19 protein-coding genes are annotated in these 25,794 nt (G+C 67.1%); 8 read left to right on the forward strand and 11 right to left on the reverse strand.

All coding sequences use genetic code 11. The features are described from left to right. Nucleotides 1-20 precede the first annotated feature (20 nt). A complete protein-coding gene (locus tag ACEYYH_RS06515; protein ID WP_374977435.1) occupies nucleotides 21-1,841 on the forward strand; it encodes a rhamnan synthesis F family protein in 1,821 nt (606 codons plus the stop codon). Continuing rightward, nucleotides 1,828-3,693 (forward strand): rhamnan synthesis F family protein, encoded by a 1,866-nt coding sequence (locus ACEYYH_RS06520; RefSeq protein WP_374977436.1) that lies wholly within the window; start codon nucleotides 1,828-1,830, stop codon nucleotides 3,691-3,693. The genes ACEYYH_RS06515 and ACEYYH_RS06520 overlap by 14 nt, the downstream gene beginning before the upstream one ends. Before the next feature lie 17 nt (nucleotides 3,694-3,710). Here ACEYYH_RS06520 and ACEYYH_RS06525 read toward each other — a convergent pair whose 3' ends face one another. Further along, a complete protein-coding gene (locus ACEYYH_RS06525) occupies nucleotides 3,711-6,035 on the reverse strand; it encodes a glycosyltransferase (RefSeq protein ID WP_374977437.1) in 2,325 nt (774 codons plus the stop codon). Here ACEYYH_RS06525 and ACEYYH_RS06530 point away from each other — a divergent pair. Beyond that, nucleotides 5,925-6,842 carry a glycosyltransferase family 2 protein gene (locus ACEYYH_RS06530; protein WP_374978172.1) on the forward strand — a complete coding sequence of 306 codons (918 nt, stop codon included), beginning with the start codon at nucleotides 5,925-5,927 and terminating at the stop codon, nucleotides 6,840-6,842. The genes ACEYYH_RS06525 and ACEYYH_RS06530 overlap by 111 nt on opposite strands. A 57-nt stretch (nucleotides 6,843-6,899) precedes the next feature. Here ACEYYH_RS06530 and ACEYYH_RS06535 read toward each other — a convergent pair whose 3' ends face one another. Beyond that, nucleotides 6,900-7,868, reverse strand: coding sequence for a glycosyltransferase family 2 protein (locus ACEYYH_RS06535; RefSeq protein WP_374977438.1), 969 nt, complete (start codon nucleotides 7,866-7,868; stop codon nucleotides 6,900-6,902). 149 nt (nucleotides 7,869-8,017) lie between these two features. On the opposite strand from ACEYYH_RS06535, the gene ACEYYH_RS06540 reads away from it, so the two are divergent. Beyond that, complete coding sequence (locus tag ACEYYH_RS06540; RefSeq protein ID WP_374977439.1) at nucleotides 8,018-8,974, forward strand: glycosyltransferase; 957 nt, start codon at nucleotides 8,018-8,020, stop codon at nucleotides 8,972-8,974. A gap of 5 nt (nucleotides 8,975-8,979) precedes the next feature. Here the strand turns inward: ACEYYH_RS06540 and ACEYYH_RS06545 are convergent, their stop codons facing one another. From ACEYYH_RS06545 to ACEYYH_RS06565, 5 genes are read right to left on the reverse strand one after another with little or no spacing between them, the layout of a single operon-like run. Further along, complete coding sequence (locus tag ACEYYH_RS06545; protein ID WP_374977440.1) at nucleotides 8,980-10,233, reverse strand: lipopolysaccharide biosynthesis protein; 1,254 nt, start codon at nucleotides 10,231-10,233, stop codon at nucleotides 8,980-8,982. Further along, entirely contained in the window at nucleotides 10,203-11,330 is a 1,128-nt protein-coding gene (locus ACEYYH_RS06550; RefSeq protein ID WP_374977441.1) for a glycosyltransferase family 4 protein, read from the reverse strand. The genes ACEYYH_RS06545 and ACEYYH_RS06550 overlap by 31 nt, the downstream gene beginning before the upstream one ends. Before the next feature lie 3 nt (nucleotides 11,331-11,333). After that, entirely contained in the window at nucleotides 11,334-12,536 is a 1,203-nt protein-coding gene (locus ACEYYH_RS06555; RefSeq protein WP_374977442.1) for a glycosyltransferase family 2 protein, read from the reverse strand. Beyond that, nucleotides 12,533-13,726: a glycosyltransferase family 4 protein gene (locus ACEYYH_RS06560; RefSeq protein ID WP_374977443.1), complete on the reverse strand. Its 1,194-nt coding sequence runs from the start codon at nucleotides 13,724-13,726 to the stop codon at nucleotides 12,533-12,535. The genes ACEYYH_RS06555 and ACEYYH_RS06560 overlap by 4 nt, the downstream gene beginning before the upstream one ends. 4 nt (nucleotides 13,727-13,730) lie before the next feature. Further along, on the reverse strand, nucleotides 13,731-15,656 hold the full coding sequence (locus ACEYYH_RS06565) for a DUF6541 family protein (protein ID WP_374977444.1): 1,926 nt from the start codon (nucleotides 15,654-15,656) through the stop codon (nucleotides 13,731-13,733). Between the two features lie 178 nt (nucleotides 15,657-15,834). On the opposite strand from ACEYYH_RS06565, the gene glf reads away from it, so the two are divergent. From glf to ACEYYH_RS06580, 3 genes are read left to right on the forward strand one after another with little or no spacing between them, the layout of a single operon-like run. Further along, the gene (gene glf / locus ACEYYH_RS06570; protein WP_374977445.1) at nucleotides 15,835-16,971 is read left to right on the forward strand and encodes a UDP-galactopyranose mutase; all 1,137 of its coding nucleotides are present in this window, start codon (nucleotides 15,835-15,837) and stop codon (nucleotides 16,969-16,971) included. Between the two features lie 24 nt (nucleotides 16,972-16,995). Then, entirely contained in the window at nucleotides 16,996-17,802 is an 807-nt protein-coding gene (locus tag ACEYYH_RS06575; RefSeq protein ID WP_374977446.1) for an ABC transporter permease, read from the forward strand. Continuing rightward, nucleotides 17,802-18,551: an ABC transporter ATP-binding protein gene (locus tag ACEYYH_RS06580; protein ID WP_374977447.1), complete on the forward strand. Its 750-nt coding sequence runs from the start codon at nucleotides 17,802-17,804 to the stop codon at nucleotides 18,549-18,551. Before ACEYYH_RS06575 ends, ACEYYH_RS06580 begins: the two co-directional genes overlap by 1 nt. A gap of 18 nt (nucleotides 18,552-18,569) precedes the next feature. On the opposite strand, the gene ACEYYH_RS06585 is transcribed toward ACEYYH_RS06580, so the two are convergent. Genes ACEYYH_RS06585 through ACEYYH_RS06600 form a run of 4 tightly spaced genes read right to left on the reverse strand, consistent with a single transcriptional unit; the run spans nucleotide 18,570 to nucleotide 24,332 of the window. Continuing rightward, the gene (locus ACEYYH_RS06585) at nucleotides 18,570-19,550 is read right to left on the reverse strand and encodes a glycosyltransferase family 2 protein (protein ID WP_374977448.1); all 981 of its coding nucleotides are present in this window, start codon (nucleotides 19,548-19,550) and stop codon (nucleotides 18,570-18,572) included. Next, a complete protein-coding gene (locus ACEYYH_RS06590; RefSeq protein WP_374977449.1) occupies nucleotides 19,547-21,460 on the reverse strand; it encodes a glycosyltransferase in 1,914 nt (637 codons plus the stop codon). Before ACEYYH_RS06590 ends, ACEYYH_RS06585 begins: the two co-directional genes overlap by 4 nt. A 56-nt stretch (nucleotides 21,461-21,516) precedes the next feature. Continuing rightward, nucleotides 21,517-22,872, reverse strand: coding sequence for an O-antigen ligase family protein (locus ACEYYH_RS06595; protein WP_374977450.1), 1,356 nt, complete (start codon nucleotides 22,870-22,872; stop codon nucleotides 21,517-21,519). Next, nucleotides 22,869-24,332: an O-antigen ligase family protein gene (locus tag ACEYYH_RS06600; RefSeq protein ID WP_374977451.1), complete on the reverse strand. Its 1,464-nt coding sequence runs from the start codon at nucleotides 24,330-24,332 to the stop codon at nucleotides 22,869-22,871. Before ACEYYH_RS06600 ends, ACEYYH_RS06595 begins: the two co-directional genes overlap by 4 nt. Nucleotides 24,333-24,633: 301 nt before the next feature. Between ACEYYH_RS06600 and manA the strand changes: the two genes are divergently transcribed. Then, nucleotides 24,634-25,782 carry a mannose-6-phosphate isomerase, class I gene (manA, locus tag ACEYYH_RS06605; protein ID WP_374977452.1) on the forward strand — a complete coding sequence of 383 codons (1,149 nt, stop codon included), beginning with the start codon at nucleotides 24,634-24,636 and terminating at the stop codon, nucleotides 25,780-25,782. Nucleotides 25,783-25,794 lie beyond the last annotated feature (12 nt).

Below are 25,794 nucleotides of genomic sequence, written 5' to 3' on the forward strand. Positions count from 1 at the left end.
GCACCTGCAAGGTAATCGAGATGTCGCATGGCCCGTCGCAGTTCCCGAGCCAGGGACGCCGCCTCGTCGTGTTTTCGGTGCGACACTCTGTCAACGGCGACGATCCTGCGCGCGCGTTCGCGCTGCGCTCGCTTCGCCTTCACGCGTCCCGACTGCTGATTGCGGGGCCCGAAGCGATGACCGATTCAGAGCGAGCGATACTGCGCGACCTAGCTGATGCTGTCGTGGTCGTGGAGGACGCGGAGTCGCTGGATGACCCACCGCATCTCCTCACCGAGATCGACGACTTGGACGACTTCGACGAGATCGTTTTCACCGACGACTCCTGGTTCGGTCCCATCTTTCCGTTTGAAGCGCTCTTCGCGCTGATGAACCCGCGGAGAATCGACGGCTGGGTCATCTCCCCACGGCAACGTATGCGCCCCAACTGGATCGCCGTCCGCGCGCGGGGGCTCGCCCAACTGCGCTCCGCCTACGGAAGCGGTGCAGGTGCGGGAAGGCGGCGCCAGCGCATTGATGACCTGGACGTTTACCTCGCCGAGAGCGGCTTGGTGATCGCCGTGGCGGGGAAGGTTGCTGGTGAGTCGGGCAGGGAATCCGTCTCAGGGTCGCAGCCAGGCTTTCCGCTCGACGGCTCTCCGCTGGTGAGCGCAAAGTCACTGTCCGCCGACCCCCTCCTTCTCGATGCGCTGGGAGTCAGCCCTCAGCAGGTGCTCGCAGAGATGGGACGGGCGGGCTTCCCGTCTTCGCTCGTGCTCCAGCGGCTCGCGCGGACGACGGCCCCCCGGGAGCTTCACGTCGATCTCGGAATGCTCGAGGTGATCACAGACGCGAAGGCGTCCAGGGACCGTTCTCGGGCCACGCTCGTCGCGGCTCACGTCGCGCCCGGTTCGGACGCGACCGAGCTGTTCCGTCGGCTGCATTTGGTGCCGAAGCCCTTCGACGTCCTGGTTACGGTCACCACCGCGGATCGCGAACGCGTAGAGGTCATGCTTGCCGGTGACACGCGCTCGTGGGAGAGCGCGGAGGTCCGCACCGTACCCGACGACGCGCATGACGTCGCTGCCCTTCTCGTTGGTTGCCGTGATCTGCTGGTCGATCCGCGGCACGATGTCGTGGTGCGGCTACGGACTGGGTCGGCTCCGGGGGAGAGTGCGAACATCCGCCGCAATGCGAGGCGCGCGACATGGGAAAACCTGCTGGACTCGGAATCGCATGCACGGTCCGTCCTCGACCTGTTCGATCGCGAGACCGGGCTCGGCGTGGTCCTTCCTCCCACCGGCTATATGCTGCCGAACGACGTCGGCAAAGGGTGGGACGGCATCCGCGAGGACGTGGAGCGGCTGCGACGTCTGCTCGGCATCCGTGTCCCTCTTGGCGCCGCACCCCTCGCGCCCGCCGATGGGATGTGGGCTGCGCGGGCGGAGGCGCTCCGGGTCTGGGCAGACGTGACCTGGTCCTGGGACGACTACGCCGCATCCTCGCGCTGGAAGCGTCTGGGCGAAGCGCAGGAGGCGCTCCTCCTCCATGCGGCGGGTGAGCTCGGGTATCACGCCCGGACCGTGGCTACCCCTCGCTACGCGGCGGTGAGCCATGCAGCGGCGCAATACATGGTCGACCAGCTGGCGTCTACCACGGACGGTGCACCGCTCGACCGTGTGCGCCTGCTGCGGAGGCTCGGTCCGGTCCGCGGAGGCGGTGCACTCGACTTCTTCAGGATGCACCTCCGCGCCAATTGTGGGGGACTGCTGACACGTTGCAGGTTGCTCGCACGCTTCGCACGGGCCGCACGTGGCGGACGAGTCCCTCAGACGAAGGGGCAGGACGATGACGGTCGGTAAGCCTCGGCCGGCGGAGCCGCTGCGCGGGCGGCCACGGCGTCTCGTGGTCTTTGCAATATATGACCGCGACGGTCGGGTTGATCCCTTCGTGACCTTCTCACTCGAGGGACTGCGTCCACACGCCGACCGGATCCTGGTCGTCGTCAATGGTCTGCTTCAGCCTGAAGGACGCGCCGCGCTTTCGGCTGCGGATGAGATCCTCGTACGCGACAACTCCGGGTTCGACATCGGGGCGCACCGTGACGCGCTTGCGCACCTGGGGGATGCGATCGGCGAGTTCGACGAAATCGTGCTCACGAACGACACCTGGTATGGGCCGATTAACCCGTGGCAACCGGTCCTCAAGACGATGAATGCGCGCCCGTGCCATTTCTGGGGACTCACCGATCACGCGCGGACGACGCCGAACCCCATCACCCACCGCGGAGTGGCGCCATACCACCTGCAGTCGTATTGGATCGCGGTCCGTAGGGAGATGTTCCTCTCGGAAGATTGGGTGCGGTACTGGCGCGAGCTCGGCCCGCTCCAGAGCTACAACGACGCGGTGCTCCGGCATGAGCTGCGCTTCACCGCCCATTTCACCGATCGAGGTTGGATCGCCGAGGCTGCGTTCCCATGCGCCGAACGGGACACCGAGAACCCGTCTCTCTTCGAAGCGGAAGCACTGGTCGACGACGGCTGTCCCGCACTGAAACGGCGTCCGCTGTTCCATTGGCCGCCGTTGCTGGTGTCGCGCGGCGCCCTGGGGGAGCGCACTCTCGCCGCGGCAGCGGCGCACGGGTATCCGACCGAGTTGATCCTGCGTAACCTCGCCAGGACAGCGCCGCCGGGAACGGTCAACGCCGACGCGGGCCTCGTTACCGCGCTGACCGGTGCGGTGAACGCGGGTGGCTCTGTGCCACATCCACGCACGCTTGTCAGCGCCCACGTTGAGGATTCACCGGACGTTCGTTGGATCCTCGATCGCACCGCGAGTGTGGGCGAGTGCGACCTCGTGCTGACGGTTGCCGACGCGAGGAGCGCGGAGGGTTTGCATCATGTGATCGCGGATCAGACGGATCGGGAAGTGCGTATCGTCACGGTTCCGGGCGCCGTCTCCCCAGACGCAGCGTTCTACGACGGGTGTCGCGAAGCAATGCGCTCCACGCAGTACGACCTCGTGGTGCGGCTCGCTGTGCCTCGAGATGCGGCTTCGCACCCCAGCAGGGATGCGACCGATCCGGTGGGCGCGAAGAACACCTGGCTGGAGGTCGCGAGCTTGTTCGACGCTGAGGCCGGGCTGGGCATCGTCTTCCCACCTGTGCCACACCTCGGTGGGGACTCCTTTGGCCGGGGATGGCGGGGAGGCAAGGAGGACTTCGCGTCGCTCGCACGCCGTGTGGGCATCGGCGTCCCGCTCGACGACGTGACGCCGCTGGCGCCCGAGGGGACGACCTTCGTCGCCCGCCCGGCCGCACTGCGATTGCTTGTCGAACACGACTGGGGCGCAGAGGGGCGTGAAGACTTAGACGCTCCGCGCCTCGCCGCTGCTCTCGCGCGGATGCCGGCATACGCCGCCGGCGAGGTTGGCTTCTACACTCGTACGGTCGCGACCGGCGACTACCTTGCGACGAGCCTCCCGCTGCTCGAGTTCGAGGCGGAGGAGATGTCGGCCACGATTCCCGGTGAGGCCTACAAGAAGATCGACTTCCTGCGGCACTCCGGAGCCGTCGGATCGGGGTCGGGTCGCGATCTCGTTCGCATGTATGCGCGCTTGCGCCACCGGTGGATCGTCGATGTCGCGCGCCGCCTCGCGGACCCGAGACGCGTACCCGGCCGGTGGCTCGCATCGGCGCGCTCGCGAGAGCGCTGACCCACGGACGGAGCTGCTCAGAGGCTCAGCGCGGTGTGGAGCAGGGTCCTCGCCCGGGCATCGAACGAATGCAACGCGCGGACCCTCTGCGAGATTGCGGCGACCTCTTCCTGGGCGGGGAAGATCTGATCGAGATCACCCGACAGCAGTTCGAGCAGTTCGGGGATGTCCGCATACGTGCGAACCGCCCCGCCGAAGAGCTCGGGGATGCCGACGACATGATCGCTCACCGCCCGCCCGCCCGCAGCGACGACGTCGAACAGGCGATTCGAGACGAAGCCGGCGCTCTGCATCGCCGGCCAGTGGTCGTTCAGGATGGCGCCCGCCGACTCGTACACGGCCGGAAGGTCCGCGTTGGCTACGCCGGAGCCTTTGATGGCTGCCCCGGGAATCCACCCGCTCCAGTCCGGACCGAACACGGAGATGGGAATGCCTGCCCTCAGCGGTTCGATGATGGACGGCCGCGGGATTCCTCGTGCCGTGCCGACGAAGACCAGATCCGATGAGCGGGCGAGACCCCGAGGGTGAAACCGGCGGATGTCCGTGCACTGCAGCAGCGGTGAGATCTTGAGGTCCATACGCGCTGAAGCCTCGGCGGCCCATGGCTCCGACGCCGCGAACACGGCGTCGAATCCGACGACGTCCTGCTCCTGAATCTCGTCAGGGTGACTGATGATCCACAGCAGCGATCGCGCCCCGCGCTGGGGAGAGAGCGGTTCGGGGCCGCGAAGGGCCAGCACAACGTCGTCGAGGTACGAGCTCGGCCTCTCGCGAGCCGCGTAGGCGTCGATGACGACCTCCTGGCCCAGTCTGCGGAGGGCGTCGGCGATGCCTCGGGCGTAGTGGGTATCGCCCCACCACTCGCCTCGTGGACCGGGCGGCGCTGCGATCTTCACGGCCCACCTGAGCCGCGGGACGACTCGCCCGTCGTCGAGTGTGGCTGTCGCGGTGAGGCGGCGCAGCACCGGGCTCCCCGACTTCCAGGAGTCCGTGCGGAAACCTGCGCGCGCGATGATGCCGTCTAGATCGGTGTCGGGCGATTGGACGGTGTCCGACGACGCAGCCACGCCCCGCGGCGCGCGGACGAGGGACGCGGTGAGCACCAGCGCGCCGCTGCGCGCCGCCGGCGGCAGTGCGAGAGTCGTGCCGCGCGCTCGCGGCACCTCGAGTTCGGAGTCGAGTGGTTTCGCATCTTCAGCCGGATGCCCGGCGAGGACGTCGAACGGCCGGCCGTGGCGACTGCCCACCCCGGCCGACACGATCGTGCCGTCGGAGAGGTCGAGCCAGACGGGAGCGGCGACCCGTCCGGTGCGCCGCGCGGTCTCTCCGAGGATCCGGAGGGTATCCATGGAGACGTCGGCGGAGGGTCCTCTGACGAGCAGGACCGCATCGGGCGCGATGGCCCGCACCGCCGTCACCGGATCGCCGTCGTCCCGCGTGATCTGGACGTTCGGGAGCCATAGGGTGAGCAGCGACGCGCTCACCCATTGGTCGGCATTTGAACCCGCCAGCGAGATGACGATCGGAACGCCCTGCGACCCGAAGCGGGCGACCAGACGGAGTGGGGTCGAGGCGTCTTCGAGTTCGTCGATCCGGCACACCAGCACGGTTTCGCCCCCGACAGGCTGGAGCGGTGGGATCGTGGTACGCCCCGTCGCCTGGGCAGCGGCCAGGCGCGTGGCCCCCTCAACCTTGGACCAAGCGACGGTCGTCGTGCCCAGCGAGATCGAGCCGTCCGACATCGCTGAACGCCAGGTGGCGCCGAGCGGGCCGGCCGGATCCTCCAGCAGGTCATGTCCGGGTCGCCGCGAATCCCAACTCACATTCGCCTCGATGCGACGCGGATCGTTGACCAGGTAGGCGTACAGCGCCGGCACCCGCCCTACATCCGACAGTTGCGATGCGACCAGGCGCTCCATGATGAGCGGGTTCAGCGAGAAGCCGCTTCTGAAGCCGCCGCGGACGTACCGCCGCACGGCGCGGCGAGCTGACAGTGGGCGCCCCTGCGCGGCGACCAGGCCGAGGTCTACGATGCCGGCCCTTCGGATGACCCGCGCCCACCACACCCGGTCCCCAGCGGCGAGGATAGGGCCAACCACCGGAAGCCTTCGCGCACCCCGCCAAAGCGCTCGGACACGGTTGACCACAGCTCCGATCTTATCGATCATGGGTGCGAACGCGCCGGGTGATAGGGTCAGGCACGATCGGACCGCAGACAGGAGCCTCACGTGGTGGACACCGGGCGCGTCGGGATCGTCGTCCGGACCAAGAACCGCCCCTGGTTTCTCGCCAGGGCGCTCGGCGACATCGCCGCGCAGCATTACGCGGATTGGCGCGCGCATGTGGTGAACGATGGAGGCGATCCTTCGCACGTGGCGGCGGTCCTCGCCGACCTTCCGGACGATGTACGCGATCGCATGACCGTCGCTCACAACGCGACTCCGCTCGGCCGATCGGCAGCTGCCAATCAGGGCGTTCGAGCTTTGCCAGACAGCGAATTCATCGTCCTCCACGACGATGACGACCTGTGGCATCCGCAGTTTCTCTCCGCGACCGTCGCTTGGCTCGACCACCACCCGGCCGATATCGGCGTCGTCACGCGGACGGCCATCGTCTACGAAGACGAGACCTCCGATGGAGGATTCGCCGAGACGGCGAGAGAGATCTTCTGGGCGCAGATGCACGAGGTCACCTACACCGATCTGCTCGAGATCAACCGCTGGGTTCCGATTGCCTACCTCTACCGCCGGGTGCTGCATGACCGTGTCGGCCTGTACGACGAAGAAATCCATGCCGCTGAGGATTGGGACTTCGGACTGCGAACGCTCGTCCGCTACCACGTCGGATTCCTCGATGGAGAGCCGCTCGCCTTCTGGATGCAGAGGCGCGGCGTAGGCGGAGAACTTGGGAACAGCATGTTCGCGCTGGCTGAGGAGCATGGCCGCTACGACGCCATCATCCGTGATCGGGCTCTTCGCGATTTCGCCGCCGCAAATGGGGCCGGGCTGGCCCTCTATCTGGCGAGATACATCCCTGACCAGGTGCGCCGAATTGTCAAGGACGAGTTGGCGAAGGAGTTGGACGCGCGTCCCAGCGATATGGATCGCTTGCGCCGTCGACTTAGCGGCCTCCGCCGACGCCGATCCTAAGCCGTCGGGAAGAGTGTCGGGGATGACCTCCGGCCCAGATACCGTTCGCCGCGTGAGTCAGCGCCTGTTCCAGTACCCCGCCTTCCGCATGGCTAGGGACTGACGGAATCCGATCGATGAGTCGATGCCCCGACCGGGTACAGGGCGCCTGGGCACACCGCGTCCCTTGCGCCATCCATCGACCCGCCCCCGAAGCGACGCGGCATCGCGCCGAGTGAGCAGTCGGAGCGCGGTCACGGCTGCCTCGGTGACGAGGGCGCGAACCGCGTGGCGCCCCCTGAGGATTCCGTAGACCCGTAGCAGGTACCCACGGCCGAACCCCGACAAGTAACGCTGCCGCTCCGATTCCCGGCCGGCGGAAGCACCCCCGATGTGGGTGCCGACGACCTTGGCGACCTCCAGTGCGCCCCAGCCTGCGGCGCGCAGCCGAAGCGCCAGATCGAGCTCTTCTCCGTACATGAAGATGTTCTCGTCGAGGAGCCCGACACCATTGAGGGCGGCGCGGCGGTATGCGGCGGCGGCGCCGTAGGGGCCCAGCAGCGCAGGACCATTGTGGACTCTGTTCAACTGTGCGCCGTGGAACCGGACGAATCCCGCGACTGTGTCGTCGGCAGTGACCCCGAAGGAGTCGACGGTGCCGTCTGGTCCGAGGAGTATCGGCGACACGCTACCGGCGCGGGCTGTGTCGTCCGCGTCGAAAGCAGCGAGGATCGTCGCAGCGAGATCGGCCTGAGCGACGACGTCACTGTTCAGGAGCAAGACGAACTCGGCCCTGCCGGCGCGAATGCCGATATTGCAGGATGCGGCGAACCCACGGTTGACCTTATTCGCGATGACCTGGAAGCCGCCGAAGCGCTCGCGCACGCGACGCAGGGTGTCATCGGGCGAGCGATCATCCACAACGGTCACCCGTACCGGAACGGTCTGCGCCTCGAGCGACTGAAGACACTGCTCGACGAGCTGCCAGCCTCCGTAGACGGGGACGATGATGTCCAGGCGGGGCGCGTCAATCGGGGGCCTCGACACATTCCTCCTCGTAGACAACCCGACCAGTCTACCGGCGCGATCCCGCCCCCAGCCTCCCGATAGGATCGAACGGCCCGGCCGGACGGGATGGCATAGCGATGACAACCGACACTGATAGCGCACACCCCGGGACGACGGGTTGGATCGTCATGGCGGCCTATCGCCCTGATCCTGCTCTCTTCGAGCGACAGCTAGCGTCCATTCGCACGCAGTCGGTCGATGACTTCCGCGTCATTATCTGCGCCGACGGGGGACAGGCGGAAGTCCGAGCTCTCGTGGCACGTCTCACCGATGCTGATCGGCGGTTCTCGGTGATCGGTGCGGATGATCGGTTGGGGTTTTACCGCAACTTCGAGCGAGCTCTGAGTGCAGTTCCCTCTCACGCCGCCTGGGTAGCCCTGAGCGATCAGGATGATTTCTGGCACGAACGCAAACTCGAGCTGATGCTGCCGCATCTCGATCGAGCGTCGATGGTCGCCGCCCAGGCCAGGGTAGTGCGATACCCGGACGGCGCCATCCTGAGTCCGAACACACGGCGTCGGAACGTTGCAGTGGCGGACCTGCCTGTCTTCAATCAATTCACCGGCGGGATGTCGGTTTTCCGGCGGGGGATCCTCGACCTCGCGCTGCCTTTCCCCGTGAGCGATTCGCCGGCGCGCGTTCACGATCAGTGGCTAGCGCTGTGCGCTGCCGTGACAGATGAGGCGCTTGTGATTCCCGACCTCGTGCAGGACTACGTGCAGCACGGTGGGAACGTGCTCGGCGAGACGGCGGACGCGCGTCTCCGCCCCCTCGCTTCCTGGCATCGCCTCCGCGACCGGGTCCGCGAGGAGCACGGGTCGGCGTCGCCACGTGGGTTGGCCGCTGCGGCCTTCGCCGCAAGCGCCGGGTGGGCGGAGACGATGGTCGAGACGCTCGCGGAGCGACTTCCCGCGAATCAGTCCGCGCGCCAGCTCGGGTCGCTCTACGGTCGACGCCGGTCGTTGTTCCGGGTGGCCGCTCACCTCGGCAGATCGGTGATCTCGGGGAATGTCCCGCTGCGTAATGCCATCGTGTACCTCGCCGGATCTGCGCTCCGCCCTCTCGCTCGGCGGCGAGTCCGCTGAGTTTCTCAGCGGAGGCTGCGCGCCTCACTGCGCAGCACTCCCACGGCGAAGCAGCTGACGACGACGAATACGACGACCTCGCTCAGCGCAAGCCCCAGGACGATTCCGATCATCCCGGACTGCGTGCCCCCCACGATCATCGCCGGGAGCCCGATCGCGGCGGACGCGAGGATGGCCCCCAGCACGACGCGGTCCCTCCCCGCAGGCACCAGGATGTTCCTGATGAGGGGGGTTGACAGCGAGATGAGGAAGTATGCCGCGCCGTACGCCGGGAACACCTCGGGGGGTGGCGTCACGGCCGCGCCGAGCAGGAACTCGGTCAGAGGAACACCAAGGAAGGTGAGCACGAGGAAGCCGCCGGCGCCCACGAGCGCGTGCAGCGCGAGCGCGATCCCGTGCCGGCGCATCCGGCCCTCGGAGAACGGTGCCTCGAGCACCCACTTCTGCAGGCTGTTGCCCAGTACGACGACCGCGGTCAATCCGATCCGGTAGATCTTGTCTGCCGAGGTGAGTTCGGCGGCGGCCTGTGTCCCGAGGATTCCCTGCGCGACGGGGACTGGTGCAGTCGTATAGCTTCCGCCTATGCCGTCCGCCACAGCGAGCGCGAGGTTCCCACGGAATGCGGCTCGCACGTCCGTGCCGACGAACGGGGGTATCGCCGAGCGGTAGAGGTGGAAGTTCAGCAACACCAGGCCGATGAAGACCCCACATAGCATCGCAATGGGGTACGCGATCACCGAACCCGTCGTGAGCATGATGCCGATGCTGAGCAATGTCAGGCTCGCGAACGGCACCGCCTCGTACCAGAGTGCGAGGCGTGCCGAACCGACGCCTACGGAGAACCACGTGACGGTCAATCCCGTCGCGCCGGTCGCGAGGGCGGCGAGAGCGGCGACTGGTGCGAAGGTCCCGTCCACGAGCACAGCAGCGAGGATCGCGCCGGCGGTTCCCGCGACCACGAACACGATCAGCCGACACCAGAGGCTTTGCGCGTATACTGCGTGCCGGTGCTTGGACGAGGGCGCCTCGCTGACACGCGCCCCTCCGTTCACATTCCAACCGTAGCTCGCGACCATTGCGACGAAGCTGCCGATCGCCTGCCCGGTGCCGATGGCGGCCCACCCCTCCGGACCGTCCACGCGCGACGCCACGGGAAGCACCAGGAAAGGAACCACAGCCGATATCAGCGGTACCGCGCCGAAGCCGAGAAACCGCGTCAGGAGCACCTTCACGCGCGACCTCGCGCTGCGAGGAGGCACCTTAGCACGGCTGCCACGCCGGCGGCGGCGGAATCCCAGCTGAACTGCTCAGCCCAGCCTCGTCCCTCGGCGATGCGGGTGCGGGGGTCCGGGTCGGCCAGCGCCCCGGCGATCGCCGCGGCGAATGCCGCGGGGTCGGTTGCGTCGGCGTAACGCACGGCTTCACCTCCGACTTCGCGGAGAACCGGAATGTCGTTGGCGACCACCAGGCAACCGCGGCGGAGCGCGTCGACCACGGGCAGCCCAAAGCCCTCCGCGGTTGAAGGGCACGCATACACTGCGGCGCGGGCGTAGAGGGCCTCCAGGACCGGCGCTTCGAGCCAACGCGCGAGCAGCACGTCGCGCTGCAGGCCCAGCTCGGCGACGACACCGGTGAGCGGGTCGTGATCGCGCCCACCAGTGATCACCGCGAACGGCCGAGATCCCGGCGGAAGCGCTGCAAGGGCCTCGAGCAGACCGCCGAAGTTCTTGTGCGGCATCCGATTTCCGGTGCTGAGAAGGAGCGGCCGGGCGCGATCGATGGCCAATCCGTCGAGTTCATCCACAGGAGGCGGGGAGGAGGGCGGAGTGGAGCTCCCGTTCGGCACGACGTGGATTCCGGCTCGGCGGATGCCGAGATGATGGGCGATGGAATCGGCTGCCGCATGCGAAACGGTGATCACGGCATCCGCAGTGCGCGCCGAGCGTCGCATGAGCCAAGCCGTCACTGCACGCACGGCGCGGTCCGTGGCGCCGCCGGGGATTTCGTCGTAGATCACATCATGGATCGTGACGGCGCGGGGGAGCCCCCGACGGATCGGCCCGAAGTTGGCGGGTGTCCACAGGGCGTCGGCATGTGAACGGCGTGCAACCGCGTTCGCGCGGGCGATCTCGGCGGCGGCCCACGAGTGCTTGTCGTCATGGACCCACGGGATCACTCGGAGCTGGCCCGGAAAGAACCCGGCCACTTGCGCGGCACCCGCGGACCCGGTCAATCCGATGAAGTCGACTCCAGGAAGAGCCGCAGGCAGACGAGTCAGGATCTCTGACGCGTAGGTCTCGGTGCCGCCTCGGGTGCCTGTGAAGCCGAGAAGATCGACCATGATGCGTTCGGTCACGCGTCAGCTCTCGATGATCGCCTCGGGCCTGCTTTCCCGCCGCGGGGTCGTCAGCACGCCGCTGAAAAAACTCATCATGATCGTCTGGAATCCGAGGATGATGCCGAGGGCGCTCGGTACGGCGATCCGTATCGCGGCGACGGCATCCTGCTCCCCGAAATCCAGGCTGCCCCATCGCACCACCTGGACGATCCCGATGACGATGCCCAACAGGAAAAGAGCAAGGCCGATGAGCAAGCCCCGCTCGGCGCTCCATCGCGCGACGATTGATCGATACCGCGGACTCGTCGGCAAGAATCCCTCCTGCGTCGCGTAGAGCTTCGTGAGCCAGAAGAAGAGCAGCGCCTGATAACCGAGCACGCACAGTGCGCTCGCATAGACCATGGTTGTGACGCCGAACCCGACGTCGGCCACTTGAACGCCGCCGCCGAACGCCAGGACAGCCACTGCCGCCGCGCCGAGGATGAACGCGATGAGCCCCGGGTAGACGAACAACCAGCGGGGTGCGAAGAGGAGGAGGAACCGCAGGTGTCGCCATCCGTCGTGCCAGCTGCGCAAATGCGGTGGACGCGAGCGTCCGTCCTTCTTGAGCGTCGTCGGGACCTCTTCGATGCGGTAACGATCAAGCGATGCCTTCACGACCATCTCGGAGGCGAATTCCATCCCGGTCGTCTGCAGGTCCAGCTCCTGGATCCGAGCCCGGTTGAATCCGCGAAGGCCACAGTGGAAGTCGCCGATGTTCGGCCGGAAGAACAACTGACCGATACCCGATAGGACGGGATTGCCCAGGTACTTGTGCAGGGGCGGCATGGCGCCGGGCGCGATGCCACCTTTGAACCGGTTTCCCATCACCAGATCGGCACCGTCGCGCAGGCGCTCGACAAACGGATCCAGGTTCGTGAAGTCGTAACTGTCATCCGCGTCCCCCATGATGATGTAGCGGCCCCGCGCGGTGTCGATGCCGTTGAGGAGCGCGGCGCCGTAGCCCCGCCGGCTCGCCGGGGAGACACGTGCGCCGAGGCGCTCCGCGATCGCCTGCGAACCGTCCGTGCTGCCATTATCGGAGACCAGGACCTCGCCTTCGATGCCGGTACGCGTGAGGAAGCCCTGAGCCTTCTCGACGCACGTCGCGAGCGTCTCGGCTTCATTCAGGCAGGGCATGAGGATCGTAAGTTCGATCGTGTTGGTCTGGGCCGCGTTGCTCACGCGTCGTTCCTCTCGGTCGCGGCGGGGCGAGCAGCGCGGTGGCGCCTGTCGCCGTCGAGGACCTCGAGGATCCTTCCTACCGTTTTCTCAATAGTGCGGGTGTGCACGGCCGTCTCGTACCAGCCCCGCGCGCGCGCTCGAAGGGCGTCGCCGCCCCGAATCGCAGCGAGGATGGCGGACGAAAGGTCTTCAGGGCTCGTCGAATGGGCGATGTAGCCGTTCTCACCCGGTGTGATGAGTTCGGTCGCCGCATTGCCCGGGTCGTCCACGAGCACCACAGGAGTTCCGGATGCTGCGGCCTCGACCACGACCAGGCCATAGCCCTCTCGCCGCGACGGATTGACGAGGCAGGCGGCCCCACCCATGTACGCCCCGAGCTGCTCATCGGAAACGAACCCGGGCATCCGGATCCAGTCCCTGCCCTGCGCTGCAGACTCGATTTCGGGTGTGCTCGGGCCCTTGCCGAGCACGACTAGCTCGAGGTCGGGGATGTGCTCCCGAGCGGCGGCGACGGCGGCCGGAAGGACTTCCACCCGCTTGTCAGGAATGTGACGGCCGGCATAGAGCACTTTCGGCGGGACCTCCGATGAAGGCACGAAGTCGACGTCGGCGACCGAATCGATCAATCCCGGGCTCACGAGCGGACGGCTGCGTAGGCCTTCTGCTTGCAGACGCTCCGCGCTCAGAGCGGAGTGACAGGTGGCGATGGGGGTCACGGCGATGGCGAGTCTCTGGAGGGCCCACGCGATGGTGCCCGTGAGGCGACCGGTGTACTCCACCCACTGGGCGCGACGCCAGACCTCCAGATAGTCGACGACGATCCTCGTCCGAGACCCGAGCAGCGCGAACCGCGCGGCGAAGACGTTGAGGACCGGTAGCCCGCTGACGATGATGGCGTCGTATCGCCGCCGGTTGCGGAGTAACGCGCGGAAAAGACCCCAAGCGTACTCAAGCGCCGCAGTAGTACGTCGAACACCCGCTTCGTCGTACAGCCGTAGTCGCCCGGCGACCGGGAGGACGCGGAACCCCGTAGCGGGCGGCGGGTCATCCCACTGTCGGGCGGTCAGGTAGTCGACGCGGCGTCCGCGTCGAACCAGTTCGTCAGCGAAGGCGCGATATTGACGTTCCCCGCCACCCGTGGTGTAGGGGAACAGGCAGTCGTAGGCGATTGCGATCGAATCGACGCTCAACGGTTCAGCATCCTTCGATCTTGAAGAGGCGGGCGCCTGCCCCCTCGGAGTCGACCAGGACCAAATGATCGGAGGGGCTGAGATCATTGAGTCCCAGGTGGTCCAGGCCCGAGGCGGGGCTGTTGAAGACGTTCTGGCTACCGAAGTCAAGCGCATGAGTTACGCCCAGGCTGCGCACCGCTTCACACACGCGGGGATCCTCATCGATGTCACGGAGGTTCGCGTCGAGGTAGAGCTCATCTTCGGTCCGGATGCCGAAGACGTGCTTCTCGACGACTTGTCTACCCGCAAGCGCATAAGCGAGCGAGGTGCCCGTCCATGGGTTTCCGGCGATGAGCGCGTCCGAGGGCGTTTCGCCGGGAAGTCGCGCCAGAAGTGCGGCCTCATCCGCCGTGAGCAGTGCCGACGAGTCGGTGAACGTGTATGAACCCCGCGCATCGGCGGCGGTGCGAACGACGTTTGGTCCGACCCCGACGGTGAAGACGGCCAGTGCGGCGACCACAGCCGCGGTCACCGCGACACCGTGCGGGATACGGCGGAGCTGAATCAGGGATGCCGCGGCATCCGTGATCGTGATTGCACCGAGGGTTGCAACCGGGATGCCGGCGATAGGCAGCAGCGCAGCCAGGCGATAGGGATCGTTGTACCAAGGGTTCGTGACCGCTTCGCGGACGAAGTTGCCTACTCCCGTCCCGGACGCCAGCACGAACATGAAGGCAGCGACCGCGAAGGGAATCGCGAATACCAGTAGGCGCGGTCGGCGCACGGCGGCGATGAGGCCGGTCAAAACGAGAATCGAGACGATCACCGTGATGGGGTACTGCCTCGGAGCGAGGAGCAGGGCCTCGCCGACGGCTTGTGCAGTGCTCTGCCACGGCCCCCATCGGGACATCTCGAACGCTGTGCGTGAGAACCCCCAGATGATCACTCCACCGAGGAGGAGCGCGCCGGCAATCGACCCGTATGTGATCCAGGCGCGCCGATCGTTGCGCGCGAGCCCCGCACGGATGACCTCCCACAGCAGCACGAAGGCGCCGAGCGCATAGAGAGCGAGGAACGCATTCGGATGACCGAGTCCGATCCCGGCGCACACCACGACGAGGAGGACCCCGGCCCGGATGCGTGAGGCGAGTCCACGCGCACGCCACAGCCACCACACCGCGGCGAGACCAGCAGGCAGGATCGCGTACGCCATCGTGTTCGGATAGAGCACGCCGAAGGAGAACAGCAGAATCGGGAATGCGCCGAAGCCGGTGGAGAGGGCTGCAGCGGCGACGAAAGCAACCCCACGGTCGCCGAAGAGTGCGGAAGCGAGCGCGATCGTCGAGGCGGGCCAGGCGATCGCCCCAATCGCGATGTTCGCGGCGTTTACAGCGACCGCGACGGGAACGCCTGTCGCCTGGGCGGTCAGCGCCGCGACGCTGTGCCACGCGTTCGGATAGAACGGAATGTCGGACGTCGCGCCGATGTGGAATGCGGATGCATTCCCTGTATCCACCGCGAACGCCACGGTATTGAGGTGGATGATCGCGTCGAACGTCTGCGAGATGCTCGCAGGCGCAACGAACACGTAGGTGAGTTGTGCCCACATGATGACGGCCGCGGCCGCGAAGCCGATTGCCGCTGCGACAATGGCGAGGACGCCGGGCCGGGGAATCTCTTCCCGGCCCACCCACCTGCGCAGGAAGTAGGCGGCGACACTGGCGATCGCTGTCAGCATGAGGACGGGGACGAGCGACCAGTCGAGTCCGATCCATGGCGCAACTACGGCGGAGATCGCAAGCAGGGCGGCAGAAACCGCTGGCGCAGCGAACAGGAGTCCGATCCGGCGTGCGCCGAATCCGGCCAGGATGACCGCGAGTCCGGGCAGCACAAGTGCAGCGGCGGCGACCAGGAACGGCGGCACCGCGGCGCCCCAAGCCCCGCTCATCTCGATCTGCTCCCCTCAAGGACAACAGTGAGCCATGCTAGCGGACGGGGTGCTGGGCATCCGCCGTGCGGATGGGGCAGCGGTCCGGCCGCTGTCCGTCCGGCCGGTAGACTCTCGGGGGCGATTCGCCCCACCGCCCGTGTCAGCGGCGCATCGATCACACGAAAGCACTCATCGCATGGATCTCCTCATTGTCGGTTCGGGCTTCTTCGGGCTTACTATCGCAGAGCGGGCTGCCGCATCCGGCCGCAACGTCACCGTGATCGACCGCCGCCACCACATCGGAGGCAACGCGTACAGCGAGAAGGAACCGACGACGGGCATCGAGGTCCACCGTTACGGTGCCCACCTTTTCCACACCTCGAACCCGGGTGTGTGGGAGTACGTCAACCGATTCACGACGTTCACGAACTACGTGCACCGCGTGTACACCAATCACAACGGCGTGGTGTTCCCGATGCCCATCAATCTCGGCACCATCAACCAGTTCTTCCAGGCCGCGTACTCGCCTGATGAGGCGCGAGCCCTCGTGCACGAGTTGGCGGGGGAGTTCGACGCGAAGGATGCTGCGAACCTCGAAGAAAAGGGAATCGCGTTGATTGGACGCCCGCTCTACGAGGCGTTCATCCGCGACTACACCGGGAAGCAATGGCAGACCGACCCGAAGCAACTGCCCGCTGAGGTGATCAGCCGGCTCCCGGTCCGTTACAACTACGACAACCGCTACTTCAACGACACGTGGGAGGGGCTGCCCACCGACGGCTACACCGCGTGGCTCGAGCGGATGGCGGATCATGACAACATCGAGGTCAAGCTGGACACTGACTTCTTCGACGAGTCCCAGCCGCTCAACAAGAAGTCCACGGTAGGTCAGGTGCCGATCGTCTACACGGGACCTGTCGACCGTTACTTCGACTACGCGGAGGGCGCGCTGTCGTGGCGCACGCTCGACTTCGAGGAGGAAGTGCTCGAGGTCGGCGACTTCCAGGGCACTCCTGTGATGAACTACGCCGATGCGGGCGTGCCATACACACGGATCCACGAGTTCAAGCACTTCCACCCGGAGCGCGGGGATCGGTATCCCACAGACAAGACGGTCATCATGCGCGAGTACTCGCGGTTCGCCTCAGGGGACGACGAGCCGTACTACCCGGTGAACACTCCGGAAGACCGCTCCGGGCTCGTCGCGTATCGCGAACTCGCGAAGGCTGAGCAGGACGTGCTGTTCGGCGGCCGCCTAGGGACCTACCAGTACCTCGACATGCACATGGCGATCGGGTCCGCGCTGTCGATGTGGAACAACCAGCTCGCGTGATCCCGCCCGCATAGACTCGACCCCGTGACAACAGCCGCCGTCGGCGCCCCCGGATCGCCCCGGCGCTACCTCCACTCGCTGTGGCTGCTGTCGGCGCGTGATCTCAAGGTCCGCTACGCCACGAGCGCGCTCGGCTACCTGTGGTCGATCCTCGACCCGCTCGTGATGAGCGCGATCTACTGGTTCGTGTTCACGCAGGTGTTCCAGCGCACGGTAGGGCACGAGCCCTACATCGTGTTCCTCATCACCGCGCTGTTGCCGTGGGTGTGGTTCAACTCGTCGGTCTCGGACTTCACGCGGGCGTTCAATAAGGACGCGCGCCTCGTGCGATCTACAGCGATCCCGCGTTCCATCTGGGTCAACCGGATCATCCTCAGCAAGGGCGTCGAGTTTCTGTGCTCCCTGCCGGTCCTCGCGCTGTTCGTTGTGCTCTCGTACTTCGGCGACCATCCGGCGCAGCTGAACTGGGGCCTCCTCTGGATCCCGGTGGCGATCGTCCTGCAGGCGGTTCTGCTCGTCGGGCTGGGGCTGCTCGTTGCGCCCCTCTGCGTCCTCTGGACGGATCTCGAGCGTACGACCAAGCTCGTCCTACGGGCGCTGTTCTACGCCTCGCCGGTGATCTACGGCGTGGAAGACCTGCCGGGCGCTTTCGAGACGCTTGCGGCCTTCAATCCGCTCTCCGGCATCTTCGCCCTGTACCGGGTCGGTTTCTTCGCAGAGGAGTGGGACCCGTGGGTGATCGGCATGGGGGCTGTCATGTCGTTCCTCTTCCTCGTCCTCGGAGTCTTCGTCTTCCGGCGGCTCGAGCGACCCGTGCTGAAGGAGCTGTGATGACGGCATCCGGTCTCGCGATCGAGGTGCAGGGCCTCGGCGTGCGCTTCCGCCGCAACAGGCGGGGGAGGCGCAGCATCAAAGACCTCTTCTCGGACTCGACGCGTCGCTCGAAGCCGGGGGAGTTCTGGGCCCTGCGCGACGTCAGCTTCGACGTGAAGCCGGGCGAGTCCATCGGCGTCGTCGGTCGTAACGGTCAGGGCAAGTCGACGCTGCTCAAGCTGGTGGCCGGCGTGCTGCTCGCGGATGAGGGCTCTGTGTCGGTCAACGGCGGCGTCGCGCCGCTCATCGAGATCACCGGCGGCTTCGTCGGTGATCTGACGGTCCGCGAGAACGTCCGCCTCACATCGGGATTGCACGGGATGTCGAAGGCCGAGGTCGCACGCCGCTTCGACGGCATCATCGACTTCGCCGAGCTTCACGACTTCGTCGACACCCCCTATAAGCACCTCAGCAACGGCATGAAGGTGCGCCTGGCGTTCTCGGTGGTGTCGCAGCTCGAAGAGCCCATCCTCCTGGTGGATGAGGTCCTGGCGGTCGGCGACAAGGCGTTCCGCGAGAAGTGCTACACGCGTATCGATGAACTGCTCGCGGACGGGCGCACGCTCTTCTTCGTGTCCCACAGCGAGCGGGATCTGCGCCGTTTCTGCACGCGAGGCCTCTACCTCGACAAGCACCGCCTGGCGATGGATGCGCCGATCAACGAGGTTCTCGACCGTTACAACGCCGACTACCCGACCGGCGCCTGAGGGCCGCTGGCGCCTGAGTCAGGCCTGTGCGTTGGCAGCCTCGAGCGGCGGCATCGGCTGCCACGAGGCATCCTTCGCGATCTTCCACCCGTCCCGCAGGCCCCGGAACAGGTTCGACGTTCCGCGGAAAGTGCGCTCCACGAACACCAGCCGGATGAGCTCCTTGCCGAACGTCAGACTCGTGCCCAGACCGAACAGCAGAGGGTTGTAGACGTCGAGCGAGCGGTAGTACTTCTTGATGTACGCGCGGTTGCGCATGATGTAGTACCGGTACGCGTTGCTCGAGGCGTTCATGTGGCGGATGCCCATGTCCCACTGCTTGATCTCGCGCGTGCGGCGCAGCACGAATTCGTCGACGATCACCGACTGGGTCTTGCGTGACGCCAGCCAGCCGTACATCTGGTCGTCCCAGTAGATGAAGAAGCGCGGGTCGGGCAGACCGATCTGCTGCACGATGTCGCGGTGGATGAACATGCCCTCGAAGCATCCGGAGTTCATCGGCTTGAAGCCGGACTCGTCGAACTCGGCGGGGGCGAAGGGGATCGGGATGCCGAGCGGCTCGGCAACTCGGTACTGCCAGTAGAAGGGACTGCCGTCGTAATCGTAGCGGCGACCCTGGATGCTCTTGAAGCGCGGCGCCCACTTGCCCATCTTGGCAAGCCCGTCGGGGAGGACCTCGACGTCGTCGTCCATGAGCCAGATCCACTCGGAGCCGAGCTCGTAGGCTACTCTCATGCCTTCGCTGAAGCCGCCGGAGCCACCGGTGTTGGTCTCCATACGGTGGTAGACGAGGGTGGAGGGCTCGAGGCTCTCGCGGAAGGACTCGACGACGTCGGTGGTGTCGTCGGTCGAGGCGTTGTCGATCACGACGATGTGGCCGGGCTTCGGGTCCATCGTGGTCATGCTCGTGAGCAGACGGGTGAGCAACCCTGAGCGGTTGTAGGTCACGACGGCGATCGTCGCGTGCGAGGGGTTGAACGCCGAGGTGCCGTCGGTCACTTGGCACCCGCTTCGAAAGTCGAGCGCCAGGCCGCCTCAGAGGTGAGTTCTTCCCCAGCATTCCGGTAACTTGCCGCGAGCCGCGGCCACTCGCGCCGTAGCCGGCGGTGCAGCCGTACGCTGTCGAGCAGCATCGCTCGGAATTGCTTGCGGTCGCGCGAGTAGACGTTCTTGCCCGATCCATCTGCGGAATTCACGAGCGCGCTGTCGTAGATGGGAAGTCGCCACCAATGCGCGTCGCTCTTGCCGAACTCCACTTCCGGCTGTCGCAGGTTCTCGGGCTTCGGACTATGGAACCAATGAGAGATGAGCGTCGTCGCGGTGAACAGCCGCAGCCGAAGTCCAGTCGGGCTGTCGAATTCATGCCGCCGCGCGGTCTTGAAGACGACGCGCCCGCGTCGCGACCTCATCGGCACGCCGCTGTCGCGATGCACGACGGTCTCGGGGAACTCCTTCGCAACCGCACGCGCCCGAGGCATGGCAGTTGCCAGATTTCCCCGCATATGCTCGGGGCCCGAAAGAATATCGCGCAAGGCCTGATGGCGCAGCGCCACCGGGTAGTACTGCATCATCATGAGGTGCTTCAGGTCGACGCGACGACTGTGGCGGATGAGCGTGCCGCCGTTGGGGACTTCGGAGTGAAGCAGCCCCGCGACGATGCGATTGCGCGCGTGGAAGTACGCCTGCCAATCGATCGAATCGTCTTTACCGACCCATGACACGTGCCACAGGGCGACGCCGGGCATCGACACCGTCGGATAGCCGGCAGAGCGGGCGCGAAGGCAGAACTCCGCATCGTCCCACTTGATGAACGCGGGGAGAGGGAGCCCGACCTCGCGGATGATCGACACGGGGATGAGGCACATCCACCACCCGTTGTAGTCGGCGTCCAGTCGCTGGTGCAGGATCGGCGTCTGCCGGAGGTTCGCGACGCTGAAGTCGTGGGGCAGCTTCTCCTGGTAGAGAGCCCGCCACATGAACGGCTCATCGTCGACGACCTCGGCCCACGCGTGGAGCTTCGGCCGGTCGAGAAGGTCGAACATGTGCGCACCGACGATGGTCGGAACACTGGCATAGCGGCCGAACACGACCGAGCGACGGATCGACTCGGGCTCGATGCGAACGTCGTCGTCGAGAAGCTGGACGAAGTCGCTCTCCGGCCGAGCGAGCGTCTCAGACATCGCTCGCGCGAAGCCCCCGGAACCGCCGAGGTTCGGCTGCGTGATGACCTGCAGCGTCTCCCCGAGGCGGTCCGCGACCGCCGGATACTCGGGCTGTCCGTCCACGCGACGATCGCCCTGATCGATAAGGAAGATCCGGTCCACGACATCGAGCACCTCGGGTGCATCCGCGAGGTTCTGCAGCGTCCAGATGCAGTAGTCGGGCTTGTTGAACGTCGTGATCCCGATCGATGCCTTGCCTTCGCGGATCGGCTCCTGCGCCGTCGTCCACTCCGCGCCCTCGAAGATCACGTTCTTCTCGTCGGCGACGATGTCGAACCAGATGAAGCCACCGTCGCTGTACTGGTCCAGTACGAGGTCGAACGTCGACTCCGATGCGCCGTCGACCTCGCGGGTGTCGATCCGCTGACGTACGCCTGACCCGTTCGATCGGTACACGAGGACGGTGGCGGGACCGGTCGTGCGCACCGTGAGAGTGACATTGCGCACCGACGTCCAGTGCTGCCAGTAGGAGGCCGGAAAAGCATTGAAGTAGGTCCCGAACGACACCCGGCGACCAGCGACGATCCGGGCGGTGGTGCGCGAGAGGATGTTGCCCAGTTGAGCCCGGCTCGAGACGCGTACCGGCTCCTCATCGATGACCGACCAGGTCTCCGGGTCGACGTACAGGGGGAGCAGATCAGGATCGCGATCCAACGGGAAGACGACGTTCTGAAGGACGTGGGTCACGGGGATGATCTCCGGAGAAGGGTGGCTGGCGCCGGGACGTCGGGCCGGAGAGAAGCCTACCCTGCCGTCCCTTGCTCTCCCTGGGCGTGCGGCAACCCCGAACCGCTCACAGAGCCCGGCCCCGCAGCATCCGTCCCGCTGTCGAGCGTCTCGCGCCACGAACGCGACTGGCCCGCACGAACGGCGAGCAGCACGAGCATGAGCCACCCCAACCCCGTGAGCGTGAAGCTCTCGAACATCGAGTCCACGAGCAGGGCGACGAGCATCAGGGGCGTCCACGCATACACCACCGACCGGCGCTCGCCTGCAACGAGCCACGACCGCGCCAGCGCCAGCGCCCCCAGCGCGAGGAACAGCACCAACCCCACCCAGCCGAGCTGCAGTGCCACGTCGAAGTAGGCGTTCAGCCCGGTGGCGTGGTCCTTGTCGAGCCAGAAGTTGATCGCGTTGAACGGGTACTCGCCCTGGTCCCATGCGCCGAACCAGCCGAAGCCCTGCACGGGCTTCTGGCGGAGGATGTCGACCATGAAGTTCCACAGCTCGACCCGCATCGAGAAGTCCGTGCCGGCGCCGAGCAGGGCGATGATCGGATGCCGCGCCATGTAGCCCGCGAACACCCCGATGACGACGAGGGCCCCGAGTGCCAGCTGCAGGCCCGCTCGGCGCTCGGGGCGCGCGTGGCGCACGAGCGCGAGGGCGCCGACGGCGAGCCCGACGCCCACGGCGAGCACGACGACGGTGGGGGAGTCGCTCAGGACCGCGAGGCCTCCCGCCAGCACCACCGAAGCCAGCGAGACGCCGGGACGCACCGACTGCGTGCGGTACTCGATGAGGAAGGTGATGAGCGCCATCACGGCGACGAAGCCGAGCAGGTTGCGCGTGCCGAAGATGCCCTGCACCGGACCGAGCTCGGCGATCCTGCCCTGGATGCCGAGGAAGGTGAACGGGATGTCGAGCAGGATGCCCGAGAGCACCTCCAGCGCGAGCGAGACGGCGAGGAGCACACGCAGCACGTCGCCGAGCGCGCGCACGGTCTGCAGCGTGTCGCGCACGTGCCCGATGACGACCGCGAGGAAGGCGAGCGCCGCCATCGACACCCAGTTCCAGAACGACGCGCTCGCATCGCTCGACCAGAAGATGCTCGCGAACGCCCACGCGACGAACACCACGACGGTCGTCGGCACGAGCCGCAGGAGCGACAGCTCGCGGCGGCGCGAGATCATCACCGCAAGACCGAGGACGCAGAGGCCGGTGACGATGCTCACGTAGGTGACGCGGCCGGCGACCCGCTCGATCGCGTACGCCGAGAAAACGGTCGCGAAGACGACGAGGGTGAACGCGCGGGCGAAGGACGCCGAGGCCAGCAGTGTGCCCAGCCACCCGGGCGCTGCGGCATGCGGCGAGTCGGTCACGCGCCGCGTCCCGCGGGCAGATCCCGTGCGGCCCCACCCGTGCCCGGCTCGCGTCCACCGGGTTCGTCGCGCGCGACCGCCTCGCCGCGCTCGATGGCGACCGTCTGCTCGGTCGGCCCGACACCGACGTGCGGCGACTGTTTGATCTTGGAGCCGAGCATGACGAGGAAGAGCCAGCCCCACAGCAGCAGCGGGCTCGACTCGGCGAGCCCCTGCACCAGCAGGATGGCGCCCACCAGCGTGGGCAGGAGCGTGAGCGGCGAATACGGGCGGTCGGCGCGCAGATCCCACCGCGGCCGGTCGATCGCGAAGAACCATGCGCGCCAGACGAACGCGAGGTAGAGCACCGCGAGCAGCATCACGCCGACGATCCCGAGCTGCATCGCGACGTCGACCCACATGTTGTGGGCCTGCATGACGGTCTGGCCGTGGTCGATGATCCATCCGTCGAAGGCCGGGTCGGTCGGCACCCACGGGGTCGCGAAGCCCCACCCGGTCCACGGGCGCTCCGCGGCGCGGGCGAGCACGGCCTCCCAGATGCGCTCGCGACCGGTGAGGTCGCCGCTGCGGCCGAGGGCGGTGAAGATCGTGTCGCGCAGGAGCCACAGCGCCAGCAGCCCGCCGAGGCCCACGACGACGTATCCGACGTAGTACTTCGTCCGCTCGCCCGGCTTCGTCGCCCGCCGCATCAGCAGCACGGTGATCAGCACGACGGCGACGGCGGCGGCCGTGAGGTAGGCCGTGGCCGATCCGGCGCGCACGAACAGGAACGCCGATAGCCCGATCCAGATCCACAGGAAGGTGCGACGGGGCGCACCGGAGAACAGGCGGATGGCGAAAACGATGATCGCGAGCAGGGCGACGGGCGCCAGGAGGTTGGCGTTGCCCATGATCCCCTGGATGCGCTTGTCCCACTCGAAGAGGTTGTTGCGCGACCAGTACTCGATGGGGTCGTCGGCCTTGTCGACGACGAAGCCCGGCAGGATGGGTGCGCGCACGAACTCCCAGACCCAGAGCTCGAAGAGGAACGAGAGCGCCATCACCCACTTGAGCGCCGACGCGGCCGCGCGCACGAGTTCGCGCCACGTGAGTACGCTCCCGATGAACAGCGCCTGCAGCGTGGTGATCCACAGCAGCAGCAGGGTGAGCGCGGTCGTCGCGGGCCACGCCGACCACGCCAGCGACAGCGTCGCCCACGCGACGTAGGCGACGACGAACCAGGGGAGTCGCCGCCACTGCACCGGCGGACGGAGCACGATCCAGAGCACTGCCGAGAGCACGCCACCCGCGATGGTGATGGCCGTCGTGGCGAGCTCGCCCAAGGCGTTCACCCACGCGGTGCCCGACAGCGACATGAAGAGCACGAGGATGCACCAGCCGCGCAGCATGAGGTGGCCGGTCTTCTCGCGGACCGGCGGTTCCGGCGGCGCCGACGCCGGATGCTTCGAATGGACGGCCATCGCTCTCAGGGTACCCCGGGCGTTTCGACTCGCTTCGCTCGCTCAACGAGCGGAATCAGGGCTGCTCGAGGCTCGGGGCGTTTCGACTCGCTTCGCTCGCTCAACGAGCGGGGGACGGCGGGGGTTTCGACTCGCTTCGCTCGCTCAACGAGCGGGATCGGGGCTGCTCGAGGCTCGGGGCGTTTCGACTCGCTTCGCTCGCTCAACGAGCGGGAGCGACGGTTCGCGTTTCGACTCGCTTCGCTCGCTCAACGAATGGGATCGGCGAGGTGCGTCTGCCCCGCCTGGCTAGGCTGATCGGGTGCTGATCCCGCTCGCGAACGACCCCCGTGACTACGCCTGGGGCTCGACCTCCCTGCTCGCCGAACTCGAGGGGCGCGAGGCGTCCAGTCGCCCCGAGGCGGAGGTGTGGTTCGGCGACCACCCCGGCGATCCGTCCGAGACGGCCGACGGCCGCACGCTCGACCGCTGGATCGCCGACGACGGTGCGGCGTCGGGTGTCGACGAACCGCTGCCGTATCTGCTCAAGCTGCTGGCCGCAGCATCCGCTCTGTCCATCCAGGCGCACCCGTCGAAGGCTCAGGCAGAGGCGGGCTTCGCGCGCGAGGAGGCCGCCGGCATCCCGCGCGACGCCGCCGACCGCACCTATCGCGACGCGAACCACAAGCCCGAGCTCATCGTCGCGTTGAGCGACGAGTTCCGCGCGCTCGCCGGCCTCCGCGACCTCGACGCCACGCGTCGCCTCATCGCCGCGCTCGGGCCGGGTGCGGCCCCTCTCGCCGAGCGTCTGGAGGGGACGGATGCTGCGCTCGCGGCCGTCATCGGCTGGCTGCTGTCGGACGGGGCGGACGCCGCACGCGACGTGATCGCGGCCGCCGTCTCGGCGTCCTCCGATGAGTTCGCCGCCGAGCTCGCGCTCGCGCGCACGCTGGATGCCGCGTTCCCGGGCGATCCCGGAATCGTCGTCGCGCTGCTCATGAACCTCGTGACCCTTCACCGGGGAGAGGGGCTCTTCGTTCCGGCCGGTGTGCTGCACGCGTACCTCGAGGGTCTCGGTGTGGAGCTGATGGCGGCGAGCGACAACGTCCTGCGCGGTGGCCTCACGCCCAAGCACGTCGACCCGGCGGAGCTGGTGAGCGTGCTCGACGCGACGCCGGGCCTTCCGCCCGTGATCCGGCCCCGGGAGGTCGCGGCGGGGGTGCGCCGGTACGACGTCCCGGTCGCCGACTTCGCGCTGCTCGCCGTGTCGCCGAGCGGGGAGGGTGTCGACGTCGCGCTCGAAGGGCCGGCGATCGCCGTCGCGACAGCGGGGTCCCCGGCGGTGGCGGGGCTCGCCAGTGACGACGCCGCGGTGCTCGCCCCCGGCGCCGCCGTGCTCGTCACGCCGAACGAAGGGGGCCTGCGCGTGTCGGGCTCCGGCGAGCTCTTCGTCGCACTGCCCGGCCGCTGACCCGTCGGTCTC

The organism is Microbacterium trichothecenolyticum (assembly GCF_041938625.1).
Lineage (GTDB): Bacteria > Actinomycetota > Actinomycetes > Actinomycetales > Microbacteriaceae > Microbacterium > Microbacterium trichothecenolyticum_D.